Consider the following 20,519-nt stretch of genomic DNA (forward strand, 5'->3'; position numbering starts at 1 on the left):
GCGCCGGGCCCACGGCCTCGGGCCGGCTTCTGTGGCGCGCGGGGCGGGTGCGCTCGACGGGCGAGGTGACGCGGGTGTTTCTAGAGTCGAAGGCATGAGTGTCATAGCGGACACCGGGACGGCAGAGGACACCTCCGGCGCCATACGGCCGCCCCGCCGGGCGCACGGTTTCCTGAGCCGGGTACCCGAGGGCTTCGCGGTCTTCTTCGCCGCCCTCGGTCTGCTCTGCGCCCTGCTGGCGCTGATCCCCCCGCTGCGCACCGGACTGCGCCCCCTCGTCCACTTCCTGGACCTCCTGCTCGTCCCGGTCAGCGCCAACCTCGCCTACGCGGTCTTCCTGTTCCTGCTCGCCGCCGCGACCGGCGCCCGCAAGAAGATCGCCTGGTGGCTCGTCGTCGTCTACCTCGGTCTGCTGGTCCTCACCGACATCCTCGGCATGGCCGTGGGCGAGTTCGCCGAGTCGGTCCCCTCCTTGGTGGTGTGCGGCCTCGCCCTGATCCTGCTGGTGTACGCCCGGGGGGAGTTCTACGCCGCCTCCCGCAGGGCCGCGGTACGCCGCGCCCTGGCCGTCCTGGTCGCCGGACTGGTCGTCGCGATCCTGGTCGGCTGGGCCCTGGTCGAGGCGTTCCCGGGCAGTCTGCCCAGCGGAGAGCGACTGGCCTGGGCCGCCAACCGGGTCTGCGGCGGTCTCGTCCCCGCCGGCAGCTTCGACGGCCGGCCTCCGCACGCCCTGTACTTCCTGCTCGGCCTGTTCGGCGCCCTGGCCCTGCTGAACGCCGCCGCCACGCTGTTCCGCTCCCAGCGCCTCGAAGCCGCCCTGCACGACGACGAGGAGACCCGCATCCGGGCCCTCCTCGGCCGTTACGGCGACCAGGACTCGCTCGGCTACTTCGCCACCCGCCGCGACAAGGCCGCCGTCTTCTCACCCAGCGGCAAGGCCGCCGTCACCTATCGCGTCGAGGCCGGGGTGTGCCTGGCCAGCGGCGACCCGGTGGGTGACCGGGAGGCCTGGCCGCGCGCGATCGCCGCCTGGCAGGAGGTGGCCCGCCGCTACGCCTGGGTCCCTGCCGTGATGGGCGCCTCCGAGGAGGGCGCCCGGGCCTACGTCCGCGCCGGGCTCGGCGCGCTCCAGCTCGGTGACGAGGCCATCCTGCACGTCCTCGACTTCGACCTGGACGGCCGCGACATGCGCGTCACCCGCCAGGCCGTCAACCGGGTCCGCCGCACCGGCGTCACCTGCCGCGTCCGCCGCCACTCCACCCTCTCCGAGGAGGAGATGCGCCAGCTCGTCGAGCGTGCCGACGCCTGGCGCGACACCGAGACCGAACGCGGTTTCTCCATGGCCCTGGACCGCCTCGGCGACCCCGCCGACGGCGACTGCCTCCTCGCCGAGGCCCTCGACCGGGACGGCCGGCTCCTCGCCATCCAGTCGTTCGTCCCCTGGGGCAAGGACGGCGTCTCCCTGGACCTGATGCGCCGTGACCGCACCGCCCCCAACGGCGTCATGGAGTTCATGGTCGCCGAACTGTGCGCCGTAGCCCCGAAACTGGGCGTGCGCAAGGTCTCGCTGAACTTCGCCGTGTTCCGCTCCGTGTTCGAGGAGGGCGCCCGCATCGGCGCCGGACCGGTTCTGCGCCTCTGGCGCCGCCTGCTGCTGTTCTTCTCCAAGTGGTGGCAGCTGGAGGCCCTGTACCGCTCCAACGCCAAGTACCACCCCGAGTGGTACCCCCGGTTCCTCTGCTACGCGGAAGCCGCCTCCCTCGCCCGGGTCGGCCTCGCCTCCGGCATCGCCGAGGGCTTCGTCTCCGTACCGTCGATGCGCACGTTGTGGGGCAAGGGAAAGGGGCACCCGAAGGGCGGGCAGCGGCCCGCCACCACGGAGGGGCTGCCGTCGTTGGCGGCGCTCGGCCTCGCCGGAGGGGACGGGACCGAGCCCGCCGACCCCCTCTCCGGCCTGTCCGACCAGGTCCGCGTCCGGCACCGCAAGCTCGACCGGCTGCGCGCCGACGGCACCGACCCCTACCCGGTGGGCATCCCGGCCCGCACTCACACCCTCGCCGAGGTCCCGAGGGGCGAGGAGGTCACCGTCGCCGGCCGGATCATGCTGGTCCGCGACTTCGGCGGCATCGTCTTCGTCGTCCTGCGCGACTGGTCCGGCGACCACCAACTCGCCCTGACCCGCGACCGCTCCGGCCCCGCCCTGGACCGCTTCACCGCCGACACCGACATCGGCGACCTCGTCACCGTCACCGGCCGGGCGGGCGTCAGCGACAAGGGCGAGCCGACCGTCTTCGTCACCTCCTGGCAGCTCACCGGCAAGTGCCTGCGCCCGCTGCCCGACAAGCGCCGCGGCCTGGCCGACCCCGAGGCCAAGGTCCGCATGCGCTACCTCGACCTGGCCGCCAGCCCCGCCGCCCGCGACGTGGTCCGCGCCCGCTCCACCGCTGTCCAGGCCGTGCGGCAGGGCCTGCTGGCACGCGGCTACCTGGAGGTCGAGACGCCGGTGCTCCAGCAGATCCACGGCGGCGCCAACGCCCGGCCCTTCACCACCCACATCAACGCCTACGACCTCGACCTCTACCTGCGCATCGCCCCCGAGCTGTACCTCAAGCGGTTGTGCGTGGGCGGGATGGAGAAGGTCTTCGAGATGGGCCGCACCTTCCGCAACGAGGGCACGGACTACAAGCACAACCCCGAGTTCACCATCCTGGAGGCCTACCAGGCGTACGCCGACTACGAAGTGATGCTCGACCTCGTCCGCGAGCTGATCCAGGGCGCCGCCACCGCCGCGTTCGGCAAGCCCGTCGCCCACAAGGACGGCGAGGAGTGGGACATCTCCGGGCAGTGGCCCGTCAAGACCGTCTACGGCGCCATCAGCGAGGCCCTCGGCGAGGAGATCCACCCCGGTACCGAACTGCCCGAGCTGCTGCGGCTCTGCGAGCGCGCCGGCGTGCCGTACACGCCCGACGACGGCCATGGCGACGTCGTCCTGGAGATGTACGAGCGGCTTGTGGAGGAGAAGACCGAGCTGCCCACCTTCTACAAGGACTTCCCGACCGACGTCTCCCCGCTGACCCGGCAGCACCGCACCGACCCGCGTCTCGCCGAACGCTGGGACCTCGTCGCCTTCGGCACCGAACTCGGCACCGCCTACTCGGAACTCACCGATCCCGTCGAGCAGCGCCGCCGCCTCACCGCCCAGTCCCTGCTCGCCGCCGGAGGCGACCCCGAGGCGATGGAACTCGACGAGGACTTCCTCGACGCCCTCGAATACGCCATGCCCCCCACCGGCGGACTCGGTATCGGCGTCGACCGGCTGGTCATGTTCCTCACCGGCCTGACCATCCGGGAGACCCTGCCCTTCCCCCTGGTGCGCCGCCGCTGATCCACTTGCGTGCGCCGAACGGGTGAATGCGTGCCCCCGCACCGGTGTTGCTCGCGTGCGTCGGCCTTCGGCCGGGCGACTGATGAGTCATGAAGAAGGATCAGTTGCTCACCCGGCTGCTCACCCGGCGCCGGGCGTTGATCGCGGGCGCCGGAGCCGTGGGAGCGGCCGCCACGGCCGGAGTGGTCACGGCGGTCACCGGGGACGGACCCGCCCCCTCCACCCCCGCCGCGGGCCCCCAGGCCCGGCGCCCCGTCACATCGTCCGCCTACCGGCTGCAACCCCTGACCGGCTATGGCCCGCCGCGTGCCGCACCCCGCCGGACCCTGGTACGCCGCCAGGCGCCGCTGCGCGTGTCCGGCCGCGGCCGGACCATGGTGCTGACCTTCGACGACGGCCCCGATCCCCGCTACACCCCGCACATCCTGGACACCCTGGCCGAGTACGACGTGCGGGCGATGTTCTTCGTGTGCGGCGAGATGGTCGCCGGTGGCCGGAACCTGCTGGCCCGCATGGCCGACGAGGGGCATGTCGTGGGGAACCACACCTGGTCCCACCCGTTGCTCACCCGGCTCACCCGGCGGCAGATCCGCTCCGAGATGGAACGCACCAGCGATGTCATCGAGGACGCCTATGGGGAGCGCCCCGAGTGGTTCCGCGCGCCCTACGGAGCCTGGAACCGGGCCGTCTTCCAGTACGGCGCCGAACTGGGCATGGAGCCCCTCGCCTGGACGGTCGACACCCTCGACTGGACCACCCCCGGGGCCAGGTCCATCGCCAACCGGGTGGAACGGGGCGCCGCGCCCGGGGTCGTGGTGCTTTCGCACGACGCCGGGGGCGACCGCTCGCAGAGCGTGCGGGCCCTGCGGCAGTATCTGCCCGAACTGCTGGACTCCGGCTACCACGTCACCGTGCCCCGGCGGCACTACGCCTGAGGAGCGCCTTCGGGCCTTCGCCCGCCGGGCCTGGAGCGCTCAGCGCACCGCGACCAGGCGGGCGAAGGCGACCACGTTCCCCGCGTAGCCCTCCTGCTTGGAGAAACCGCCGCCGCAGGTGATGACCCGCAGTTCCGGCCCGCCCTTGGAGGCGTAGACACGGTCACCGGGGAAGTTGTTCTTCTCGAACACCTCGACGCCGTAGATCTCGAACTCGGCGGTCTTCCCGTCCTGCCGGGCCACCTCGACGCGATTGCCCTGCTTCAGCGCCCCGAGTCCGTAGAACACGGCGGGGCCCTGCTGATTGTCGACATGGCCGACCACGACCGCCGTGCCCTTCTCGCCCGGGGTGACGGCACCGGTGAACCAGCCGGCCAGGTTCGGGTCCTCCGGCGGCGGCGCGCCGACCCAGCCGTCCGCGTCCAGGCCCACCGGGATGATCGGCGCGTCGACCTGGATCGCCGGGATCCTGACCCGGTCCGGGAGGGCGTAGGGCAAGGGCCGGACGTTACCCGCGAACGTGCCGCCCGGTACCCGGCTGTCGGCGGCGGCCGCCGTCGCCGGCTGGGGCGGGCCCTCGTCGAACTCTCCCGAACCGTTGCGGATGAGGGCGAGACCGGTCAGCAGGACCAGCGCTATCACGCCCCACGGGGCGCGCTTCCTGGGCCGGGCCTCCTCTTCCGCCTGGGCCAGCTCGGACGCAGACATTCGCCATCCCCTCTCGACGCGGCCGTCGCCGTGTCCATCGCGCATAGCGACACGCTAAGTGGCGTGCGTGAAACCGGCGACGGGGCGGCGGCGAACGGGTGGCAGGGGGCGGTGAGGGGCGTTGTGGCGACATGAGGTGCGCCATCCGAGTTGCCGCCCCGAGGAAATTTCTGACGGCGTGTGACCTGCGGCGATATCGGAAAGGGAGGTTCTCCCGCACGGCCTTCGCTCACCGGGACGGACCATTCCCGAAATGCGGCTGGCGGCACGGCAACTGACTGTCTTTCTGGGAGGCGCTTTCTCGCCGATCGACCGGGGACGGGTCCCGGGGCGTCTTCCGCGGAGGTTCACATGCGTAACACTCGTGCCCTGGCGGTCGCCGGCGCAGCGGTCGCCGCCCTCGGCCTCTCCGCCCCCGCGGCCGTCGCGTGGGACTCGCCCAGCAACATCACCGCCCTGCCCAGCGTGATCGCCCGTGGCGGCCAGCTGACCATCACGGCCGACGGCTGCCGCAACGGCGGCACGGCGACGTCCAACGCGTTCTCGCCGACGCAGCTCTCGCCGGTCGGCGGCGGCGGCAAGGGCAATGAGGGCGGCGCCGGCAGCGGGACCGCGCGGGGCACCGCCACCATCAACAGCGACGCCCGCCCGGGCTCCTACGACATCACGGTCGACTGCAACGGCAGGCGGATGACCAAGCCGCAGGCCTTCACCGTCATCGGCGGTGTCCGCGGCGGCATCGGCGGCAGCACCACCACCGGTGCGACCCCGACGGACATGGCCATCGGCGGCGGTCTCGTGGCCGCGGCGCTCGTCGGCGGGGGCGTGTTCTGGATGCGCCGCCGGGCCGAGCGGCGCATCTGACACATACGCCTCGCCGCGCTTCGTCCCGGACGGCGGTCGTCGCCCCGCACGTGAACGCCTTCGCCCCGGCTCCCTCTCATCAGGGAAGCCGGGGCGAAGGCCTGCGGCGGGGTGTGTCAGCCGGCGTCCTCGTCGGTGCGGCGGCGCGAGAAGTGGTAGGCGACACCGAGCGACCCGGCGATCAGCGCTGCGCCGAGGCCGATCTCCTTGAGGTCGAAGCCGGCGAGCGTGCCGCCCTCACCGGCGTGCACGCCCTTGTGGGGGTGGTGCGTCGGGTGGTGCGTCGGGTGATGGGTGGGGTGGTGCGTCGGCTGGCCGCCCGCGATCGTCAGCCGCGCGGTGCCGCTCGACTCGTCGCATTCGAACTCCACGTCGTAGACGGCGCCGGGCTTGGCGTCCCAGTCGACGACCGCTGTGGCCCAGGACTCGTCCGGCGGGATGGTGACCAGGTCGAACACCTCCGAGTTGACCGCCGCCTCCCCCTGGCACGCCCGGTTGCGCACGACCTGCACGGTGACTTCGCCCCCCGCCGCCACGGTGGAGGGCACGACACTGAAGCCGAAGTCGGTCCGGATCGCCGCGTCGGCGGGCACGCAGGAGGTGAGGGCACCGGCGCCCAGCAGTACGGCCGAGGCGAGGCATATCGCGCGCATGGTCAATCCTCCGGGTCCCGAGGGGCAGCCGCGGACCTGTTCCGCGCACGTCACACATGCACCTCGATGCCCGAAACGCTAAGAAGGTGCGCGTGCCGGCGCGATCGCAGTAGCGCGAATGGGGCACGTGTGTGGGCCGGCCGGGGGAATGTCCGTGACGCGGCCGGGGGACCGCGACGGCGTGTCGCGCGTCCCCCGGCCGGTGTCCGTGGTGCGGTGCGCCGTCAGTCCCCGACGCCAGGGAAGACGTCAGTCCCCGACGCCCGGGAAGAGGTTCAGGAACGGGTCCGCCGAGGCGGTCACGCCCCGGCCGTAGGGCGAGTCGAAGTCCCAGATCAGGAACAGCAGGAAGGCGATCAGCGCCGAGAACAGCCCGGCGAGGACCAGTTCGCGGGTGGTTCTGCGGATCTGCAGTGCGAAGATCATCCCGATGGTGATGACGGCCCCCGCGATCAGCCCGAACCACACCACGCCCGGCATCGTCTCCCCGGTCGACCCGGCCCGGCCGATCCGGGCCTGGTTCGCCGCGGTCACCTGGTCCAGCAGTGGCTGGTAGGCCTGAGCCTCGAAGTCCGTCGCCGGCTCGTAGTCGGTGACGTCCTGGCGGATCCGCTCGAAGAGCTCGGTGCCCCGCCCGGTGACCGCGCCCTCGGTGGCCATCGTGTCCCACTCGGTGGTCACGACGTGGCTCACGTACGTCCGAATGTCGTCCCGGATACGGTCCCGTTCCTGGGCCGGATACACCCGCACCCGCTCCGAGATCTCGTGCAGTGCGGTCGCCTCGGCCTGGACGTGGTCCTGTGCGGCGCTGCGGCCCTCCCAGACGCCGGCGATCGCCAGGCCCAGGACGATGGCGTAGACCACGCCGATCCACATGGTCATGTATTCGATGACGTCCGGGGTCTCACTGGGATCCTCGTCCGCGGGCGCCGCGCGGTGGCGGACGAAGGTGATGACGACCACCACGGCACAGGCGGCCAGCATCGCGAGGGTGAGAACAAGCCATTCCGGCAAGAGGTACCTCCAGGGCTTCAGGGATCAGCGCGCGCGCAGCGCTGCGACGGCCACCACCGCGGGCACCGTGACGAGCAGGACGAAGGTGAGTGGCGCCAGCGTGCCGTTCGCCCGCCGTGGCCGCGGCGGTGCGGCGCGGTAGCGCGGGTAGTGCACGGGCGCCGCGGACGGCCCGGGTGCCGCCGTGGCCGGCGGAGCCGGTGCCGGGGAGGCGGGCGTCGTCGTCACGGGCCGCGCGGCCGGCCGGGACGAGGCCGGCGCCGGGCGGGGCGTGGGGCGCGCGGGCGCGGGCCCGGCCGTGGGGGCCGGATCCGGGGGCCGGGGCTTCGGTGAGGGCCGCGGATCCGGCGGCGGCTTCGACGGTGTCGGTGTCCGCGTGGGTGACGGGGCCGCCGTGGGTGACGGGCTCGCCGTGGGGGAGGGAGCCGGTGTGGGGGAGGGGGTCGGCGTAGGGGTCGGGCACGGCCAGGTCTTCCCGCTCCCGGCGTACGCCGCCGCCTGCGTGCCGTCCGGTCCCGTCGAGGCGTACGCACAGGCGTCGGCCACCGCGACCCCGGCCGGCGCGCCGACGAGTGCCCAGGTCAGCGTCGCCGCCGCCAAGGTCCGTACCGCCAGGGCGGTTTGAGTGGAAAGGGGTCGATGCACGACGAAGATCATGAGCCCTGTGCCGTCCGGATGTGCAGGGGTGCCGTGGGATTGCCCCGAAAGAGGGACAACCGGGCATCGCCGGTTTGATCGGCGGCCGACGGCGAGGAGGCCGGGGTGCGCGGATGTGCGGGGGTGCGGCGGGGTCCGTCGGGGTTTCCGGAAAGATTTTTGGCCGACGGTTGAACACAATCGGCATCCCCATGCGTACTCATGGCCGTGCGGCGGCGCAGCAGGGCGCTGCAACACCCTTGCGAATATGGGGAGTTGACGATGAAGACCTCCTGGCGGAGCGCCTCACTCGTGGCGAGCGCCGCGGCGGTCCTGGCGCTGACGACGGCGTGCGGTCAGGACAGCCCACCGGCGGCCAGCCAGAACGTGGGCGCCACGGCCGCGCCCGGGGACTACGGAAACATCGGCGCGGGCACCGGGAACGGAGCGGCCGGCACCGCGACCGGCCAGCCGGCCGCGCCGAGCGCCTCCAGCTCGTCCAATCCCGCCGGAAAGCTGTCCGTCTCCACCGCCGAGAAGGTCGGCAAGGTGGTCACCGACAGCCTCGGCCTCACCCTGTACCGGTTCGACCAGGACACCGAGCAGCCCCCCAAGTCGAACTGTGACGGCGACTGCGCCAAGACCTGGCCGCCGGTTCCGGCCGACGACGCCGAGGCCGGCGAGGGTATCGACAAGGCGCTGCTCGGTTCGGTGACCCGGGCCGACGGCACCAAGCAGCTCACGGTCGGCGGCTGGCCCGCCTACCGCTACGCCAAGGACGTCAACGCCGGTGACGTCAAGGGCCAGGGTGTGGGCGGCAAGTGGTACGCACTCGCCCCCGACGGCAAGAAGGCGCAGGGCGGTGCGGGCGGCGGCGAGGCGGCCCAGGCCGGGCTGTCCACGCGCAACGACGCCAAGCTCGGCGAGATCGTCGTCGACAAGAACGGCATGACCGTCTACCGGTTCAAGAAGGACGAGGCCTGGCCCAAGCCGGTCTCCAACTGCACCGGTGCGTGCCTGGAGAAGTGGCCGCTGGTGGAGCCCGTCGACTTCGCCGACACCAAGGGCATCCAGAAGAAGGGCTACATGATCTTCGACCGGGCCGACGGCAAGGGCAAGCAGCAGACGATCAACTGCTCGCCCATCTACACCTTCGCCGGAGACAAGGCCCCCGGTGACACCAACGGTCAGGGCGTCGGCGGCACCTGGTACGCCGTCCGGCCCGACGGAAAGCTGGTCGGCGCGTCGGAGTAGTGGTGAAACCTCCCCAGGGTTGATCATCTCGTCCACCCGAAGCGCAGACCCGGTCCGCCCCTCCGTACCCCACGGAGGGGCGGACCGTTTTGCCGTTCTTCACCTGAAGTCATCGAATTCCGAACGTTCTTCCCCTTCCGCGCCGGAACTCTCCGGAATGCCTCGGACACTGTTCGTCATATGTTCGAAGGGCATGGGCAGGGGTATCAATTCGGCACGTGCCGCAGGCAGTGACCGGGAACGGATGGTCAATTTCCGTTTCGGGTCGCTCCATTGGCGGGCGATCAGTAGCCTCTGCTCGAACACCGGATCGCCTACGCCTTGGAGAGATTGATGGAGCGTCCCGCCTGGGCCCCACGGAGCATCGACGTCTCGGTGCCCAGTGTTTCCCGGATGTACGACTACTACCTGGGCGGATCGCACAACTTCGAGGTCGACCGGGAAGCGGCCCGCAGGGCCATGGAGTTCATGCCGGGGCTTCCCAAGATCATGCAGGCGAACCGCGCGTTCATGCGCCGCGCCGTGCGTCACGCGGTCGACCAGGGGATCTCCCAGTTCCTCGACATAGGCTCCGGCATCCCCACCTTCGGCAACGTCCACGAGGTGGCGCAGACCGCCCGGCCCGGGGCCCGGGTGGTCTACGTCGACCACGACCCGGTGGCCGTCGCGCACAGCCAGGCGGTCCTGGAGGGCAACGAGGACGCGGGCGTCGTCGCCGCGGACCTGTGCAAACCCCAGGAGATCCTGCGCAGCCCCGAGGTGGAGCGGCTGATCGACCTCGATCGGCCGGTGGCGCTGCTCCTCGTTGCCATACTGCACTTCGTGGAGGACGAGGACGACCCGTACGGGGCGGTGGCCGAACTGGGCGAAGCACTCGCCCCCGGCAGCCTGCTCGTGCTGACCCACGCCTCCTACGAGGGGGTGCCGCTGCCGCAGGAGCGGGCCGGGGGCGCGGTGGACGTGTACAAGAACATCCGCAACCCGCTGATCATGCGCTCGCGCGAGGAGATCGCGCGGTTCTTCGAGGGGTACGACATGGTGGAACCCGGACTGGTGGCGATGCCGCGCTGGCGCCCCGACACCGCACCGGAGGACGAGGATCCGTACGCGTTCTCCGGGTTCGCGGGCGTGGGGCGTACCGCGTGACCGCGGAACCGGACGGGCCGGAGGACAGACTGCGCCGGTTCGCGACGATCTGGAGCCGGGCCGTCTTCCCCGTCACCTCGACGTCGTCGACCCGCCCCGAGTTCGAGGCTCAACTGCTGCCCCAGGCCCGGCGGCTGAGCGAGGCGCTGCGGGCCCGGGCTTTCGACCCCGAGGCGGGCCGGGCGGTCGGCGCCGCCCTGGTGGACGTGCACTGCACCGACCCGGAGGCGCTCAGCCGCACCCTGGACTGCGTCGACGCCTACCTGGTCCTGTACTGCGGGGGCGACGGCGACCAGGAGGATCTGCGGGCCCGGTGCGCGCGGCTCCAGCACGCGATGGCGGCCGGCTTCGCCCGGGCGCTGCGCGAGCGGACCCTGGCCGAGCAGGAGGCCGTCGCGCAGGCCGCCCTCAAGGCGCAGGGCGTGGTGGCTCAGGCACTGCACGCGAGCGAGGCACGTTTCCGCGCCGTCTTCGAAGGCGCTGCCATAGGGATCGGCATGGCCGACCTCGACGGCAACATACTGCAGGTCAACGGCGCGCTGCTGCGCATGTTCGGGGTCTCCGACCAGACGCTTCGCAGCCGCAACGTCCGGGAGTGGACCCACCCCGACGACGCCCCGCAGACCTGGCGGCTCTACGACGAGCTCGTCCGCGGCGAGCGGGAGCACTACCACCTGGAGAAGGCGTTCTACCGCCCCGACGGGACGGTGCTGTGGACCAATCTGACGGTCTCCCTGCTGCGCGACGCCGACGGCGACCCGCAGTACCAGCTGGCGCTCATGGAGGACACCACCGAGCGGCGGCTGCTCAACCTGCGGCTGCGCTACGAGGCCACGCACGACGCGCTGACCGGGCTGCCGAACCGGACGTTCTTCTTCGAACGCCTGGAGAAGGCGCTCGGCGCGGGGGAAGGCCAGCGGTTCGGGCTGTGCTACCTGGACCTCGACGGCTTCAAGACCATCAACGACAGCCTCGGTCACGCCGCCGGGGACCGGCTGCTGGTGGAGGTCGCCGACCGGCTGCAGTCCTGCGCCACGGCACCGGGGGAGATGGTCGCGCGGCTCGGCGGTGACGAGTTCGTGGCGCTGACCACCGGGCCCGACACCCAGCGTGGCGTCGACGAACTCGCCGGGCGCATCATGAACGCGCTGCTGGCGCCGATCAGCGTGGACGGGCGGGAGCTGACCGTGCGCGGCAGCATCGGCATCGTCGAGGGACCCGCCGGGGAACGCAGTCCGGCGGAGGTGCTGCGCAGCGCGGACATCACCATGTACCGGGCCAAGTCGGCGGGCGGCAACCGTTTCGAGCTCGCCGACCCGGAGGCGGACGCCCGGGCCATCACCCGGCACGGACTGACCACGGCGCTGCCGACGGCGCTGGAGCGTGGCGAGTTCTTCATCGAGTACCAGCCGCTGGTGCACCTCGGCGACGGCAGCGTCCGGGGCGCCGAGGCCCTGGTGCGCTGGCTGCACCCGCAGCACGGGGTGCTCGGTCCGGACCGGTTCATCCCGCTCGCGGAGCACACCGGACTCATCGTGCCGCTGGGCCGGTGGGTGCTGGAGCAGTCGGTGCGTCAGGCCCGCGAGTGGCGGGAACTGCAGGGCGGCGCCGAAGTGGTGGGTCCGCTGCGGATCAACGTGAACCTGTCGCCGTGCCAGTTGACGCATCCCGGTCTGGTGCAGGACACCGTCGACATCCTGGAGCGCACCGGCGTCGAGCCGAACGCGCTGTGTCTTGAGGTCACCGAGTCGGCGCTGATCGGGGCCGACGACGATCTGCTCAAGCCGCTGCGGAGGCTGGCGGAGATGGGCGTCGACATCGCCCTGGACGACTTCGGTACGGGGTACTCCAACCTCGCCAACCTGCGGCGGCTGCCGGTCAGCATCCTGAAGCTGGACCGGTCCTTCACACAGAGCATGCAGCAGTTCCCGGCCGACCCGGTCGACCTGAAGATCGTCGAGGGGATCGTCTCCCTGGCCCACAGCCTGGACCTGGCGGTGACGGTGGAAGGCGTGGAGACGGGCGCCCAGGCCGAACAACTGCGCATACTCGGCTGCGACACGGCCCAGGGCTGGTACTACGCGAGGCCGGGCCCGCCGGAACGGCTGCACGAGCTGGCACTGGTGGACGCAACAGGCTAGGGGGCAACGCCCCGGGGGCGCGGGGAACCGCGCGAACGGCCACGACGGCCCCGCACCCCCGCACGGCGCCCACACTCCACGGCGCTCACGGCACCGACCGGCTCACCGCTCGAGCAGCATCCGCTGCAACTCCCGGGCGGCCCGGGGCGGAGCCACATCACTGCGGTGCGCCAGCGCGATCGTGCGATGCAGTCCGGGGCGGGCCAGCGGAGTCACCCGCAGCCCGCGCCCCGATCTCGCCGCGACCATCCGCGGCACCACGGCGACCCCCAGCCCGGCCCGCGCGAATCCCAGCACCGCATCCATCTCCCCGCCCTCCACGGCGAAGTCGGGTTCGAACCCTTCCGCGCGGCACGCGGCCGCGGTCAGCTCTCGCAGGTCGTAGCCGTGCCGGAACATCACCAGGCGCTCGCCCTCCAGATCGGAGATGCGCACCGCCCGGCGGCCCTGGCCGGGACGCGGTACGTCCGGGGACGAGACCACGACCAGGTCCTCACGCAGCAGTTCCACCGTCGTGAGCGCGGGCGACGGGGTCGGCAGCGGCAGGACCACCAGCGCCAGGTCCAGCGCTCCGCGCGCGAGCTCCCGCACCAGGTCGTGCGAGCCGCCCTCCTCGATCAGCAGCCGGATGCCGGGATAGCGGTCGTGGAAGGCCCGCAGGACGTCCGGAAGCAGACCCGTGCAGAGGCTGGGCGTGGCCCCCAGCCGGATCCGGCCCCGGCGCAGCTGCACCAGCTCCTGCACCTCGTGCCGGGCCGTGTCCGCGTCGGCCAGGATGCGGCGGGCCAGCGGCAGGAGCGCCTCCCCGGCGTCCGTGAGCGTGATGTTGCCCCGGGCGCGCAGGAACAGGTCCGCGCCCAGCTCCCGCTCCAGCGCCTTGATCTGCTGCGACAGCGACGGCTGCGCGACATGGACCAGGTCGGCGGCTCGGGTGAAGTGCCGGGTCTCGGCGACGGCCACGAAGTACTGGAGCTGCTGGAACTGCATGCTCCCACGATAGCCCTGGCCTATGGAATCAAGCCGGACCATGTCTTGGACCGATCGGTATCGCGTCCGTAGCGTGCTGTGCATGGCTCTGGCAACGCGGACGGACCGGCGGCCGTCCTTCGCACGCACCGTGTGGGACTCCACCGTCGGCAAGAAGACCGTGATGGCGGTCAGCGGTCTGATCATGCTGCTGTACCTGGTCGTCCACATGATCGGGAACCTGAAGATCTTCTTCGGGGCGGACGAGTTCAACCACTACGCCCACTGGCTGCGCACCGTCGGTGAGCCGTTCATGCACTACGAGTGGACGCTCTGGCTCGTCCGCGTAGTACTGGTCGTCGCCGTCGTCGCGCACGCCGTCTCGGCGTACCAGCTCAGCCGCCGCGACATCAGAGCCCGGCCCGGCAAGTACGTGCACAAGAAGCCGCGGGCGAGCTACGCCACGCGCACCATGCGCTGGGGCGGGATCATCCTCGGCCTGTTCATCGTCTGGCACATCCTCGACCTGACGACCGGCACCGTGCACACCGGCGGCTTCCAGGAGGGCCGCCCGTACCAGAACGTCGTGGGCACGTTCTCCTCCTGGTACGGCAACGTCGTCTACGTCGTCGCGATGCTGGCGCTGGGTCTGCACGTCCGGCACGGCTTCTGGAGCGCCGCGCAGACCCTCGGCGTCGGCAGCCGCACCCGCGACCGCGCCCTGAAAACCCTTGCGAACGTCCTCGCGCTGCTGCTCACGGCCGGCTTCATCGCCGTACCCGTGGCCGTCATGACCGGAGTGGTGAGCTGACATGACCTCCTACGCGGACTACGTGACCGGCGAGCCGGTCGTCGACGCCAAGGCGCCCGCCGGCCCGGTCCACGAGCGGTGGGACAAGCGCCGGTTCGAAGCCAGGCTGGTCAACCCCGCCAACCGGCGCAAGCACACGGTGATCGTCGTGGGCACCGGCCTCGCCGGCGGCTCCGCCGGAGCCACCCTCGCCGAACAGGGCTACCACGTCGTTCAGTTCTGTTACCAGGACTCGCCGCGCCGCGCCCACTCGATCGCCGCGCAGGGCGGCATCAACGCCGCGAAGAACTACCGCAACGACGGCGACTCCGTCCACCGGCTGTTCTACGACACCGTCAAGGGCGGTGACTTCCGGGCCCGCGAGTCAAACGTCCACCGGCTGGCACAGATCTCCGTGGAGATCATCGACCAGTGCGTGGCCCAGGGCGTGCCCTTCGCCCGGGAGTACGGCGGACTGCTCGACACCCGGTCGTTCGGCGGCGTGCAGGTGTCCCGCACGTTCTACGCCCGCGGCCAGACGGGACAGCAGCTGCTGCTCGGCGCGTACCAGGCGCTCAGCCGGCAGATCGCCGCGGGGAACGTCGAGATGCACCCGCGCACCGAGATGCTCGACCTGATCGTCGTCGACGGGCGGGCGCGCGGGATCGTCGCCCGGGACCTGGTCACGGGACGGATCGACACGTACTTCGCGGACGCCGTCGTCCTCGCCTCCGGCGGCTACGGCAACGTCTTCTACCTGTCGACGAATGCCATGAACTCCAACGCCACCGCCGTCTGGAGAGCCCACCGGCGCGGCGCGTACTTCGCCAACCCGTGCTTCACCCAGATCCACCCCACCTGCATCCCGCGCACCGGCGACCACCAGTCCAAGCTGACGCTGATGAGCGAGTCGCTGCGCAACGACGGGCGGATCTGGGTGCCGAAGGCGAAGGGCGACCGGCGGCCCCCGAACGAGATCCCCGAGGACGAGCGCGACTACTACCTGGAGCGCATCTACCCGTCGTTCGGCAACCTCGTCCCGCGCGACATCGCCTCCCGCGCCGCGAAGAACGTCTGCGACGAGGGCAGGGGAGTGGGCCCCGGCGGGCAGGGCGTCTACCTCGACTTCGCCGACGCCATCGAGCGGATGGGGCGCAAGGCCGTCGAAGCCAAGTACGGCAACCTCTTCGACATGTACCAGCGGATCACCGACGAGGATCCGTACGAGGTGCCGATGCGGATCTACCCCGCCGTGCACTACACGATGGGCGGTCTGTGGGTCGACTACGACCTCCAGACCACGATCCCCGGCCTGTTCGCGATCGGCGAGGCCAACTTCTCCGACCACGGCGCCAACCGGCTCGGCGCCTCCGCGCTCATGCAGGGACTCGCGGACGGCTACTTCGTCCTGCCCTCCACCATCAACGACTACCTGGCCCGCAACCCGCACCATGACGCGGTGACCGACGAACACCCCGTCGTCCAGGAGGTGCTGGCCGACACCCAGGACCGGCTCAACCTGCTGCTGTCCGTGGACGGCGACCGCACCCCCGACTCCTTCCACCGCGAAGTCGGCGAACTCATGTGGGAGTTCTGCGGCATGGCCCGCACCGACTCCGGCCTGCGCAAGGCACTGGAGCGCATCCCACAGATCCGTGAGGAGTTCTGGCGGCGGATCAAGGTGCCCGGCACCGGCGAGGAGTTCAACCAGTCGCTGGAGAAGGCCAACCGCATCGTCGACTATCTGGAGCTCGCCGAGCTGATGTGCCTCGACGCACTGCACCGCGAGGAGTCCTGCGGCGGCCATTTCCGTGAGGAGTCCCAGACACCCGACGGCGAGGCCGCCCGCAAGGACGCGGAGTTCTCCTACGCCGCCGCCTGGGAGTTCACCGGCACCGGCGCTGCTCCCGTCCTGCACAAGGAAGACCTGGTCTTCGAGTACGTCCACCCCACCCAGCGGAGCTACGCATGAAGCTCACCCTGCGCGTCTGGCGGCAGCGCAACGCCGACGCCGACGGCACGATGTCCACGTACGAGGTGGACGGGATCTCTCCCGACATGTCCTTCCTGGAGATGCTCGACACGCTCAACGAGGAACTCATCGTCAAGGGCGAGGACCCCGTCGCCTTCGACCACGACTGCCGCGAGGGCATCTGCGGTGCGTGTTCGCTCGTCATCAACGGCGACGCGCACGGGCCCGAGCGGACCACGACCTGCCAGTTGCACATGCGCTCCTTCAAGGACGGCGACACGATCGACGTGGAGCCGTGGCGGGCGTCGGCGTTCCCGGTGATCAAGGACCTGGTCGTGGACCGGTCGGCGTTCGACCGGATCATCCAGGCCGGCGGGTACATCACCGCGCCGACGGGGGCGGCGCCCGAGGCGCACGCCACGCCGGTGCCGAAGCCGGACGCCGACCTCGCCTTCGAGCACGCCGAGTGCATCGGCTGCGGGGCGTGCGTGGCGGCCTGTCCCAACGGGGCGGCGATGCTGTTCACGTCCGCCAAGGTCAACCATCTGAACGTGCTGCCGCAGGGGGCGCCCGAGCGGGAGACCCGTGTGCTGGACATGGTGGAGCAGATGGACGAGGAAGGGTTCGGGGGGTGCACGCTCGCGGGCGAGTGCGCCACGGCCTGCCCGAAGGGCATTCCGCTGATGTCCATCACCAGCATGAACAAGGAGTGGTTGCGGGCTGCGCGGAAGGTGAAGCGGTAGGGGCTTCGGCGGCTGCGGGTGCGTCGGGGCCGGTCGCGCAGTTCCCCGCGCCCGTTGCTGGGCGTCGTCACACGCCGGGATCGGCCAGGAGGGGGCCCAGGGGGCCCAGGTCCAGGTTGAGGTCGCTGCGGCGCAGGCCGTGCTGGGCGCAGAGTTCGTCCATGCGCTGATCCAGCAGCATCAGCGCGGTGCCGAGCCGGTCCTCCTGCTCGGCACTGAGCGTCCCCTCGTCGAAACGGCGCACCGCCTGCCGTTCCATCAGCTGCCGCAGGAGTTCCACCACGGTCAGGACCAGGCCCGCCAGGTCGTTCGTGACCCGCTCGGGGTCGAGGTCCAGCGCGTGGGTGCGCGGCGCGGTCACAGCGGCCCGCTGTCCGGCCAGGGCGCGGGAACCCGCTCGCTGACCGACGCCAGCAGAGCGTGCAGGGAGATCCGCACCAACGGCACGTCGGCGATGGCCAGCACCAGGTCACCGCTGACCACGACGCCGGTCGCCAGCACCCGGTCGAGCAGGTCGACGAGCGGCACCCCGACGGGCGCGTACGGGTCCGGGCCGTCCCAGGGCACCGCCGTGCGCTCGGCACCGCCGGCGACCGGTGCGGTCATGCGCCGGCCTCCTTCCGCGCGGTGTACTCCCTCTCGTCCGTCCGGGCGAAGGAGTACGGGATCCAGGGCCCTGACATGGTGACCTCCACACCGGACCGCCGGGCGGCGCGGGCCAGTTCGCCGACGGCCGAGACGAACGCGTCGCGGCGCCGGTCGTCGACCAGGTAGGCGGCGTTGAGGAGCTGGGGGACGCCGAGGCCGCTCAGCTGCTCGCTCTGCGGCCGGTGCCGGGTCGCGTCGACGGCGTACCGCCGCAGCTCCCGGTCGACGGCGTGGGCGTGCGCCAGGGCCTGTTCGCGCTCCTCGCGTTCGCTGCGCCGCCGGGCGCTCGCCCGCCGCAGGTACGAGCGCCCGTCGAGCGGTTCGCCGGTGGCTGCGGGGGCCGGCGCGGTCATCGGGCCGTGCACCTTCACCGCCCACTCGGTGCGGTCGCGCAGCCGGTCGAGCAGGGCCCGCAGCGATGCCTCCCGGGCGGTCACGGCCCGTACCGCGTTGTCGTCGTCCAGGTACAGCGTCGCCATCGGGAGGGGAACGGCCGGGCCCTCGCCCGCCGCCGCCCGCACTCCCCGGTGGTGGGCACGGGCGCAGCGCTCCAGCTCGTCCGGCCGGTTGAGCCGATCCGTCAGCGCCTCCTCGCCGAAGGTCGCCGCGGGAACGTCCTGCACGACCAGGTGCAGCGGGCCGGCGGCGAGGACACGCAGCGGACCGCCGCCGTCGTGGCCCGGCGTCGCCGCGCACACCGCGTCCGGCACCGGGGTGTCCGTCACGGCGAAGACGCAGGTGAGGGTGGGGCCGGGCCCATCCGGCGGCGCCGCGTCACTCCGGCTCGCGAACAGGGCGCTCATCGCGTCGCCTCCGTGGTGTCGGGGTCGGCCTCTCCCAGGGCCTCCAGCCGGGCGCGCAGCCGCGCGTTCTCCTCGCCGAGCGCGTCACGCGCGGCGCGTGAGGACAGCGCGGGATCCGTCTCCCACCAGTCGATGCCCGCCTTCTTGGCGGTCTCGACCGAGGCGATGAACAGGCGCAGACGGATGGTGAGCAGCTCGATGTCGAGCAGGTCGATCTTGATGTCGCCCGCGATGACGATGCCCTTGTCCAGAACGCGTTCGAGCAGATCCGCGAGGCTCCCGCTGGGCGGCCCGGCAGGCAGCCCTCCCGGTCCCGCGGGCCAGGTGCCGAGGTCGGTCACGAGGCGCCCCCGCGGTGGTGGCCGGTGTACCGGACAGGGCTGTCGAGGCGTGCCAGCAAGCGTTCCTCCTCTTCCTCGAAGGCCGCCTCGTCGATGGCGCCCTCCTCCAGGGCCCGGTTGAGTGCCGCGAGCCGGGCCTGCACCGCACGGGGGTCGTCCATCTGGCGTTCGGCCTCCCGGAGCAGGTGGTCGGCGACCCAGAGCGTGCCGCGCACCGGGGCCAGCGGCAGCAGCAGGAGCCCGCTCACGAGTCCCACCGCGTCACCGGCCTGCCGGGGCGGACGGCGCGTCGACGAAGCTGTAGCACGGCAGCGGACCGGTCACGCCGAGCGTCAGCCGGTCCCCGACGACGCGTGCCCGCTCCGCCACGGCCTGCCGGAAACGCTCCTCGTCGGCGGAGTGCACCAGGAACGACGTGCTGAGCACCTGCTCGTCGTCGACCGGCCCCTGCACCGTGCGCACGGCGAGCGGGGCCAGGCGGGCGAGCACCTCCCGGGCCGCGCCGCGGGCCTCGCGCGCGACGCCCTTGGCGAGCGCCTCGCCCAGCCGCACGTTCGCCTCGTAACCGGGACGCTCGCGGGTCCGGCGGGCCAGGGCGCGCAGAGCCTCGTCCCGGCGCACGAGGTCGGCGAAGTACCCGGGCACCACGGTGCCCTTCACGTTCAGCTCGACACAGTCCCGGACCGCGTCGAGCTGGGCCGCCAAGTGGGTTTGTTCGGAACGCAGTTGGCCGCACAGCGCCTGCGCGTCCGGGGTGAGGACGGCGAAGCGCATGGGCAGGACGGGGCCCTGGACGAGGAGTTCCCCGAGCACCGCCTGATGGGCCATCAGGTCGCGTCGTCGCGCCCGGACGGAGGCCGGGGCGTCCGAGACCGCCGCGCACAGCCCGCCCTCGGTCAGCAGCCGCACCTGCGCGCCGTCCACTCCGGGAGCGCGCGGGGGCCGGATGCCCGCGGGGGCGATGCCGTAGACGTACAGGGTGCCGAGCGTGCCGGCGGTGGTGAGGGCGGCGGTGGCCGTCACGGTCAGTCCTCCTCTGCCCTGCGGCGCCGGGGCCGCGGGCGGTCGTCGTCACCGCGGCGCTTGCGCGCCGGCCGCGCGGCGCGCTCGCTGCGGGTGCCGTCGGCGTCGTCGGCTGCGGTGTCGTCCGGTTCTTCTTCGCTCTCGTCGTCCGGGGTGAGCACGTCGCGCACCTTGTCGGTGAGCGAGCGGGCCGTGCGTTTGGCGCCCGCCTTGCCGACGGTCCTGGCCACCGGTCCGCCGAACAGCTCGGGGACGGTCTTGGACCGCGAGTCGTGCTCGAGGTCCAGGCGGTTGCACGCCTCCGCGAAGCGCAGATAGGTGTCGACACTGGCGACCACGATGCGGGCGTCGACCTTGAGGATCTCGATCCCGACCAGGGAGACGCGCACGAAGACGTCGATCACCATGCCGCGGTCGAGGATCAGCTCCAGCACGTCGTAGAGGGTTCCGGCGCGGGGCGCACAGACGATCTCGTCGCTGTAGACGGTCATGCGGCG

The 20,519-nt window shown here is 71.8% G+C and carries 22 protein-coding genes; 10 read left to right on the forward strand and 12 right to left on the reverse strand.

Annotated features, from left to right (window positions below; translation table 11 throughout):
• The first annotated feature begins 94 nt into the window (after positions 1 to 94).
• Complete coding sequence (gene lysX / locus ACIQU3_RS22065) at positions 95 to 3,385, forward strand: bifunctional lysylphosphatidylglycerol synthetase/lysine--tRNA ligase LysX (RefSeq protein WP_403927250.1); 3,291 nt, start codon at positions 95 to 97, stop codon at positions 3,383 to 3,385.
• 89 nt (positions 3,386 to 3,474) lie between these two features.
• Positions 3,475 to 4,320, forward strand: coding sequence for a polysaccharide deacetylase family protein (locus ACIQU3_RS22070; RefSeq protein ID WP_403735883.1), 846 nt, complete (start codon positions 3,475 to 3,477; stop codon positions 4,318 to 4,320).
• 39 nt (positions 4,321 to 4,359) lie between these two features.
• Here ACIQU3_RS22070 and ACIQU3_RS22075 read toward each other — a convergent pair whose 3' ends face one another.
• Positions 4,360 to 5,028: a class F sortase gene (locus tag ACIQU3_RS22075; RefSeq protein WP_403735880.1), complete on the reverse strand. Its 669-nt coding sequence runs from the start codon at positions 5,026 to 5,028 to the stop codon at positions 4,360 to 4,362.
• 351 nt (positions 5,029 to 5,379) lie between these two features.
• Between ACIQU3_RS22075 and ACIQU3_RS22080 the strand changes: the two genes are divergently transcribed.
• Positions 5,380 to 5,892: a hypothetical protein gene (locus ACIQU3_RS22080; RefSeq protein WP_403735877.1), complete on the forward strand. Its 513-nt coding sequence runs from the start codon at positions 5,380 to 5,382 to the stop codon at positions 5,890 to 5,892.
• Between the two features lie 116 nt (positions 5,893 to 6,008).
• On the opposite strand, the gene ACIQU3_RS22085 is transcribed toward ACIQU3_RS22080, so the two are convergent.
• The 3 genes from ACIQU3_RS22085 to ACIQU3_RS22095 all read right to left on the reverse strand — a co-directional run bounded on the left by ACIQU3_RS22085 (position 6,009) and on the right by ACIQU3_RS22095 (position 7,715).
• Entirely contained in the window at positions 6,009 to 6,545 is a 537-nt protein-coding gene (locus ACIQU3_RS22085; protein WP_403735874.1) for a hypothetical protein, read from the reverse strand.
• A gap of 249 nt (positions 6,546 to 6,794) precedes the next feature.
• On the reverse strand, positions 6,795 to 7,529 hold the full coding sequence (locus tag ACIQU3_RS22090; protein ID WP_403736288.1) for a DUF4239 domain-containing protein: 735 nt from the start codon (positions 7,527 to 7,529) through the stop codon (positions 6,795 to 6,797).
• Positions 7,530 to 7,583: 54 nt separating this feature from the next.
• Positions 7,584 to 7,715, reverse strand: coding sequence for a hypothetical protein (locus ACIQU3_RS22095; protein WP_366714003.1), 132 nt, complete (start codon positions 7,713 to 7,715; stop codon positions 7,584 to 7,586).
• A 28-nt stretch (positions 7,716 to 7,743) separates the two neighbouring features.
• On the opposite strand from ACIQU3_RS22095, the gene ACIQU3_RS22100 reads away from it, so the two are divergent.
• From ACIQU3_RS22100 to ACIQU3_RS22115, 4 genes are all read left to right on the forward strand, one after another.
• The gene (locus tag ACIQU3_RS22100) at positions 7,744 to 8,184 is read left to right on the forward strand and encodes a hypothetical protein (protein WP_403927253.1); all 441 of its coding nucleotides are present in this window, start codon (positions 7,744 to 7,746) and stop codon (positions 8,182 to 8,184) included.
• A 293-nt stretch (positions 8,185 to 8,477) separates the two neighbouring features.
• A complete protein-coding gene (locus ACIQU3_RS22105; protein ID WP_403927255.1) occupies positions 8,478 to 9,449 on the forward strand; it encodes an SCO0930 family lipoprotein in 972 nt (323 codons plus the stop codon).
• Positions 9,450 to 9,782: 333 nt separating this feature from the next.
• Positions 9,783 to 10,595, forward strand: a complete 813-nt coding sequence (locus ACIQU3_RS22110; protein WP_403735862.1) for an SAM-dependent methyltransferase — start codon at positions 9,783 to 9,785, stop codon at positions 10,593 to 10,595.
• Positions 10,592 to 12,736: a putative bifunctional diguanylate cyclase/phosphodiesterase gene (locus ACIQU3_RS22115; protein ID WP_403927257.1), complete on the forward strand. Its 2,145-nt coding sequence runs from the start codon at positions 10,592 to 10,594 to the stop codon at positions 12,734 to 12,736. The genes ACIQU3_RS22110 and ACIQU3_RS22115 overlap by 4 nt, the downstream gene beginning before the upstream one ends.
• Before the next feature lie 102 nt (positions 12,737 to 12,838).
• Here ACIQU3_RS22115 and ACIQU3_RS22120 read toward each other — a convergent pair whose 3' ends face one another.
• The gene (locus tag ACIQU3_RS22120) at positions 12,839 to 13,723 is read right to left on the reverse strand and encodes a LysR family transcriptional regulator (RefSeq protein ID WP_403927260.1); all 885 of its coding nucleotides are present in this window, start codon (positions 13,721 to 13,723) and stop codon (positions 12,839 to 12,841) included.
• 82 nt (positions 13,724 to 13,805) lie between these two features.
• On the opposite strand from ACIQU3_RS22120, the gene ACIQU3_RS22125 reads away from it, so the two are divergent.
• Genes ACIQU3_RS22125 through ACIQU3_RS22135 form a run of 3 tightly spaced genes read left to right on the forward strand, consistent with a single transcriptional unit; the run spans position 13,806 to position 17,207 of the window.
• Positions 13,806 to 14,513 carry a succinate dehydrogenase gene (locus ACIQU3_RS22125; RefSeq protein WP_403735851.1) on the forward strand — a complete coding sequence of 236 codons (708 nt, stop codon included), beginning with the start codon at positions 13,806 to 13,808 and terminating at the stop codon, positions 14,511 to 14,513.
• Between the two features lies 1 nt (position 14,514).
• Positions 14,515 to 16,464 carry a fumarate reductase/succinate dehydrogenase flavoprotein subunit gene (locus ACIQU3_RS22130; protein WP_403927263.1) on the forward strand — a complete coding sequence of 650 codons (1,950 nt, stop codon included), beginning with the start codon at positions 14,515 to 14,517 and terminating at the stop codon, positions 16,462 to 16,464.
• Positions 16,461 to 17,207: a succinate dehydrogenase/fumarate reductase iron-sulfur subunit gene (locus ACIQU3_RS22135; protein ID WP_403927265.1), complete on the forward strand. Its 747-nt coding sequence runs from the start codon at positions 16,461 to 16,463 to the stop codon at positions 17,205 to 17,207. Before ACIQU3_RS22130 ends, ACIQU3_RS22135 begins: the two co-directional genes overlap by 4 nt.
• A gap of 67 nt (positions 17,208 to 17,274) precedes the next feature.
• Here the strand turns inward: ACIQU3_RS22135 and ACIQU3_RS22140 are convergent, their stop codons facing one another.
• From ACIQU3_RS22140 to ACIQU3_RS22170, 7 genes are read right to left on the reverse strand one after another with little or no spacing between them, the layout of a single operon-like run.
• Positions 17,275 to 17,568 carry a gas vesicle protein K gene (locus ACIQU3_RS22140; protein WP_403735845.1) on the reverse strand — a complete coding sequence of 98 codons (294 nt, stop codon included), beginning with the start codon at positions 17,566 to 17,568 and terminating at the stop codon, positions 17,275 to 17,277.
• Positions 17,565 to 17,813 (reverse strand): gas vesicle protein, encoded by a 249-nt coding sequence (locus ACIQU3_RS22145; protein ID WP_403735842.1) that lies wholly within the window; start codon positions 17,811 to 17,813, stop codon positions 17,565 to 17,567. Before ACIQU3_RS22145 ends, ACIQU3_RS22140 begins: the two co-directional genes overlap by 4 nt.
• Positions 17,810 to 18,658, reverse strand: coding sequence for a GvpL/GvpF family gas vesicle protein (locus ACIQU3_RS22150; RefSeq protein ID WP_403927268.1), 849 nt, complete (start codon positions 18,656 to 18,658; stop codon positions 17,810 to 17,812). Before ACIQU3_RS22150 ends, ACIQU3_RS22145 begins: the two co-directional genes overlap by 4 nt.
• Positions 18,655 to 18,999, reverse strand: coding sequence for a gas vesicle protein (locus tag ACIQU3_RS22155; RefSeq protein WP_403735836.1), 345 nt, complete (start codon positions 18,997 to 18,999; stop codon positions 18,655 to 18,657). The genes ACIQU3_RS22150 and ACIQU3_RS22155 overlap by 4 nt, the downstream gene beginning before the upstream one ends.
• Positions 18,996 to 19,256: a gas vesicle protein GvpG gene (locus ACIQU3_RS22160; protein ID WP_403735831.1), complete on the reverse strand. Its 261-nt coding sequence runs from the start codon at positions 19,254 to 19,256 to the stop codon at positions 18,996 to 18,998. The genes ACIQU3_RS22155 and ACIQU3_RS22160 overlap by 4 nt, the downstream gene beginning before the upstream one ends.
• Before the next feature lie 4 nt (positions 19,257 to 19,260).
• Positions 19,261 to 20,028, reverse strand: a complete 768-nt coding sequence (locus tag ACIQU3_RS22165; RefSeq protein WP_403736284.1) for a GvpL/GvpF family gas vesicle protein — start codon at positions 20,026 to 20,028, stop codon at positions 19,261 to 19,263.
• Entirely contained in the window at positions 20,025 to 20,513 is a 489-nt protein-coding gene (locus ACIQU3_RS22170) for a gas vesicle structural protein GvpA (RefSeq protein ID WP_403735829.1), read from the reverse strand. The genes ACIQU3_RS22165 and ACIQU3_RS22170 overlap by 4 nt, the downstream gene beginning before the upstream one ends.
• Between the last annotated feature and the right edge of the window lie 6 nt (positions 20,514 to 20,519).

This window comes from Streptomyces sp. NPDC101110 (genome assembly GCF_044759525.1).
Lineage (GTDB): Bacteria > Actinomycetota > Actinomycetes > Streptomycetales > Streptomycetaceae > Streptomyces.

Bases quoted from the DNA above. Each gene is read 5' to 3' on its own strand.
- ACIQU3_RS22070 (WP_403735883.1), top strand. From the start codon at position 3,475: ATGAAGAAGGATCAGTTGCTCACCCGGCTGCTCACCCGGCGCCGGGCG.
- ACIQU3_RS22145 (WP_403735842.1), bottom strand. From the start codon at position 17,813: ATGACCGCACCGGTCGCCGGCGGTGCCGAGCGCACGGCGGTGCCCTGG.
- ACIQU3_RS22130 (WP_403927263.1), top strand. From the start codon at position 14,515: ATGACCTCCTACGCGGACTACGTGACCGGCGAGCCGGTCGTCGACGCC.
- ACIQU3_RS22080 (WP_403735877.1), top strand. From the start codon at position 5,380: ATGCGTAACACTCGTGCCCTGGCGGTCGCCGGCGCAGCGGTCGCCGCC.
- lysX (WP_403927250.1), top strand. From the start codon at position 95: ATGAGTGTCATAGCGGACACCGGGACGGCAGAGGACACCTCCGGCGCC.
- ACIQU3_RS22170 (WP_403735829.1), bottom strand. From the start codon at position 20,513: ATGACCGTCTACAGCGACGAGATCGTCTGTGCGCCCCGCGCCGGAACC.
- ACIQU3_RS22125 (WP_403735851.1), top strand. From the start codon at position 13,806: ATGGCTCTGGCAACGCGGACGGACCGGCGGCCGTCCTTCGCACGCACC.
- ACIQU3_RS22150 (WP_403927268.1), bottom strand. From the start codon at position 18,658: ATGAGCGCCCTGTTCGCGAGCCGGAGTGACGCGGCGCCGCCGGATGGG.
- ACIQU3_RS22135 (WP_403927265.1), top strand. From the start codon at position 16,461: ATGAAGCTCACCCTGCGCGTCTGGCGGCAGCGCAACGCCGACGCCGAC.
- ACIQU3_RS22090 (WP_403736288.1), bottom strand. From the start codon at position 7,529: ATGCTGGCCGCCTGTGCCGTGGTGGTCGTCATCACCTTCGTCCGCCAC.
- ACIQU3_RS22075 (WP_403735880.1), bottom strand. From the start codon at position 5,028: ATGTCTGCGTCCGAGCTGGCCCAGGCGGAAGAGGAGGCCCGGCCCAGG.
- ACIQU3_RS22105 (WP_403927255.1), top strand. From the start codon at position 8,478: ATGAAGACCTCCTGGCGGAGCGCCTCACTCGTGGCGAGCGCCGCGGCG.
- ACIQU3_RS22120 (WP_403927260.1), bottom strand. From the start codon at position 13,723: ATGCAGTTCCAGCAGCTCCAGTACTTCGTGGCCGTCGCCGAGACCCGG.
- ACIQU3_RS22110 (WP_403735862.1), top strand. From the start codon at position 9,783: ATGGAGCGTCCCGCCTGGGCCCCACGGAGCATCGACGTCTCGGTGCCC.
- ACIQU3_RS22085 (WP_403735874.1), bottom strand. From the start codon at position 6,545: ATGCGCGCGATATGCCTCGCCTCGGCCGTACTGCTGGGCGCCGGTGCC.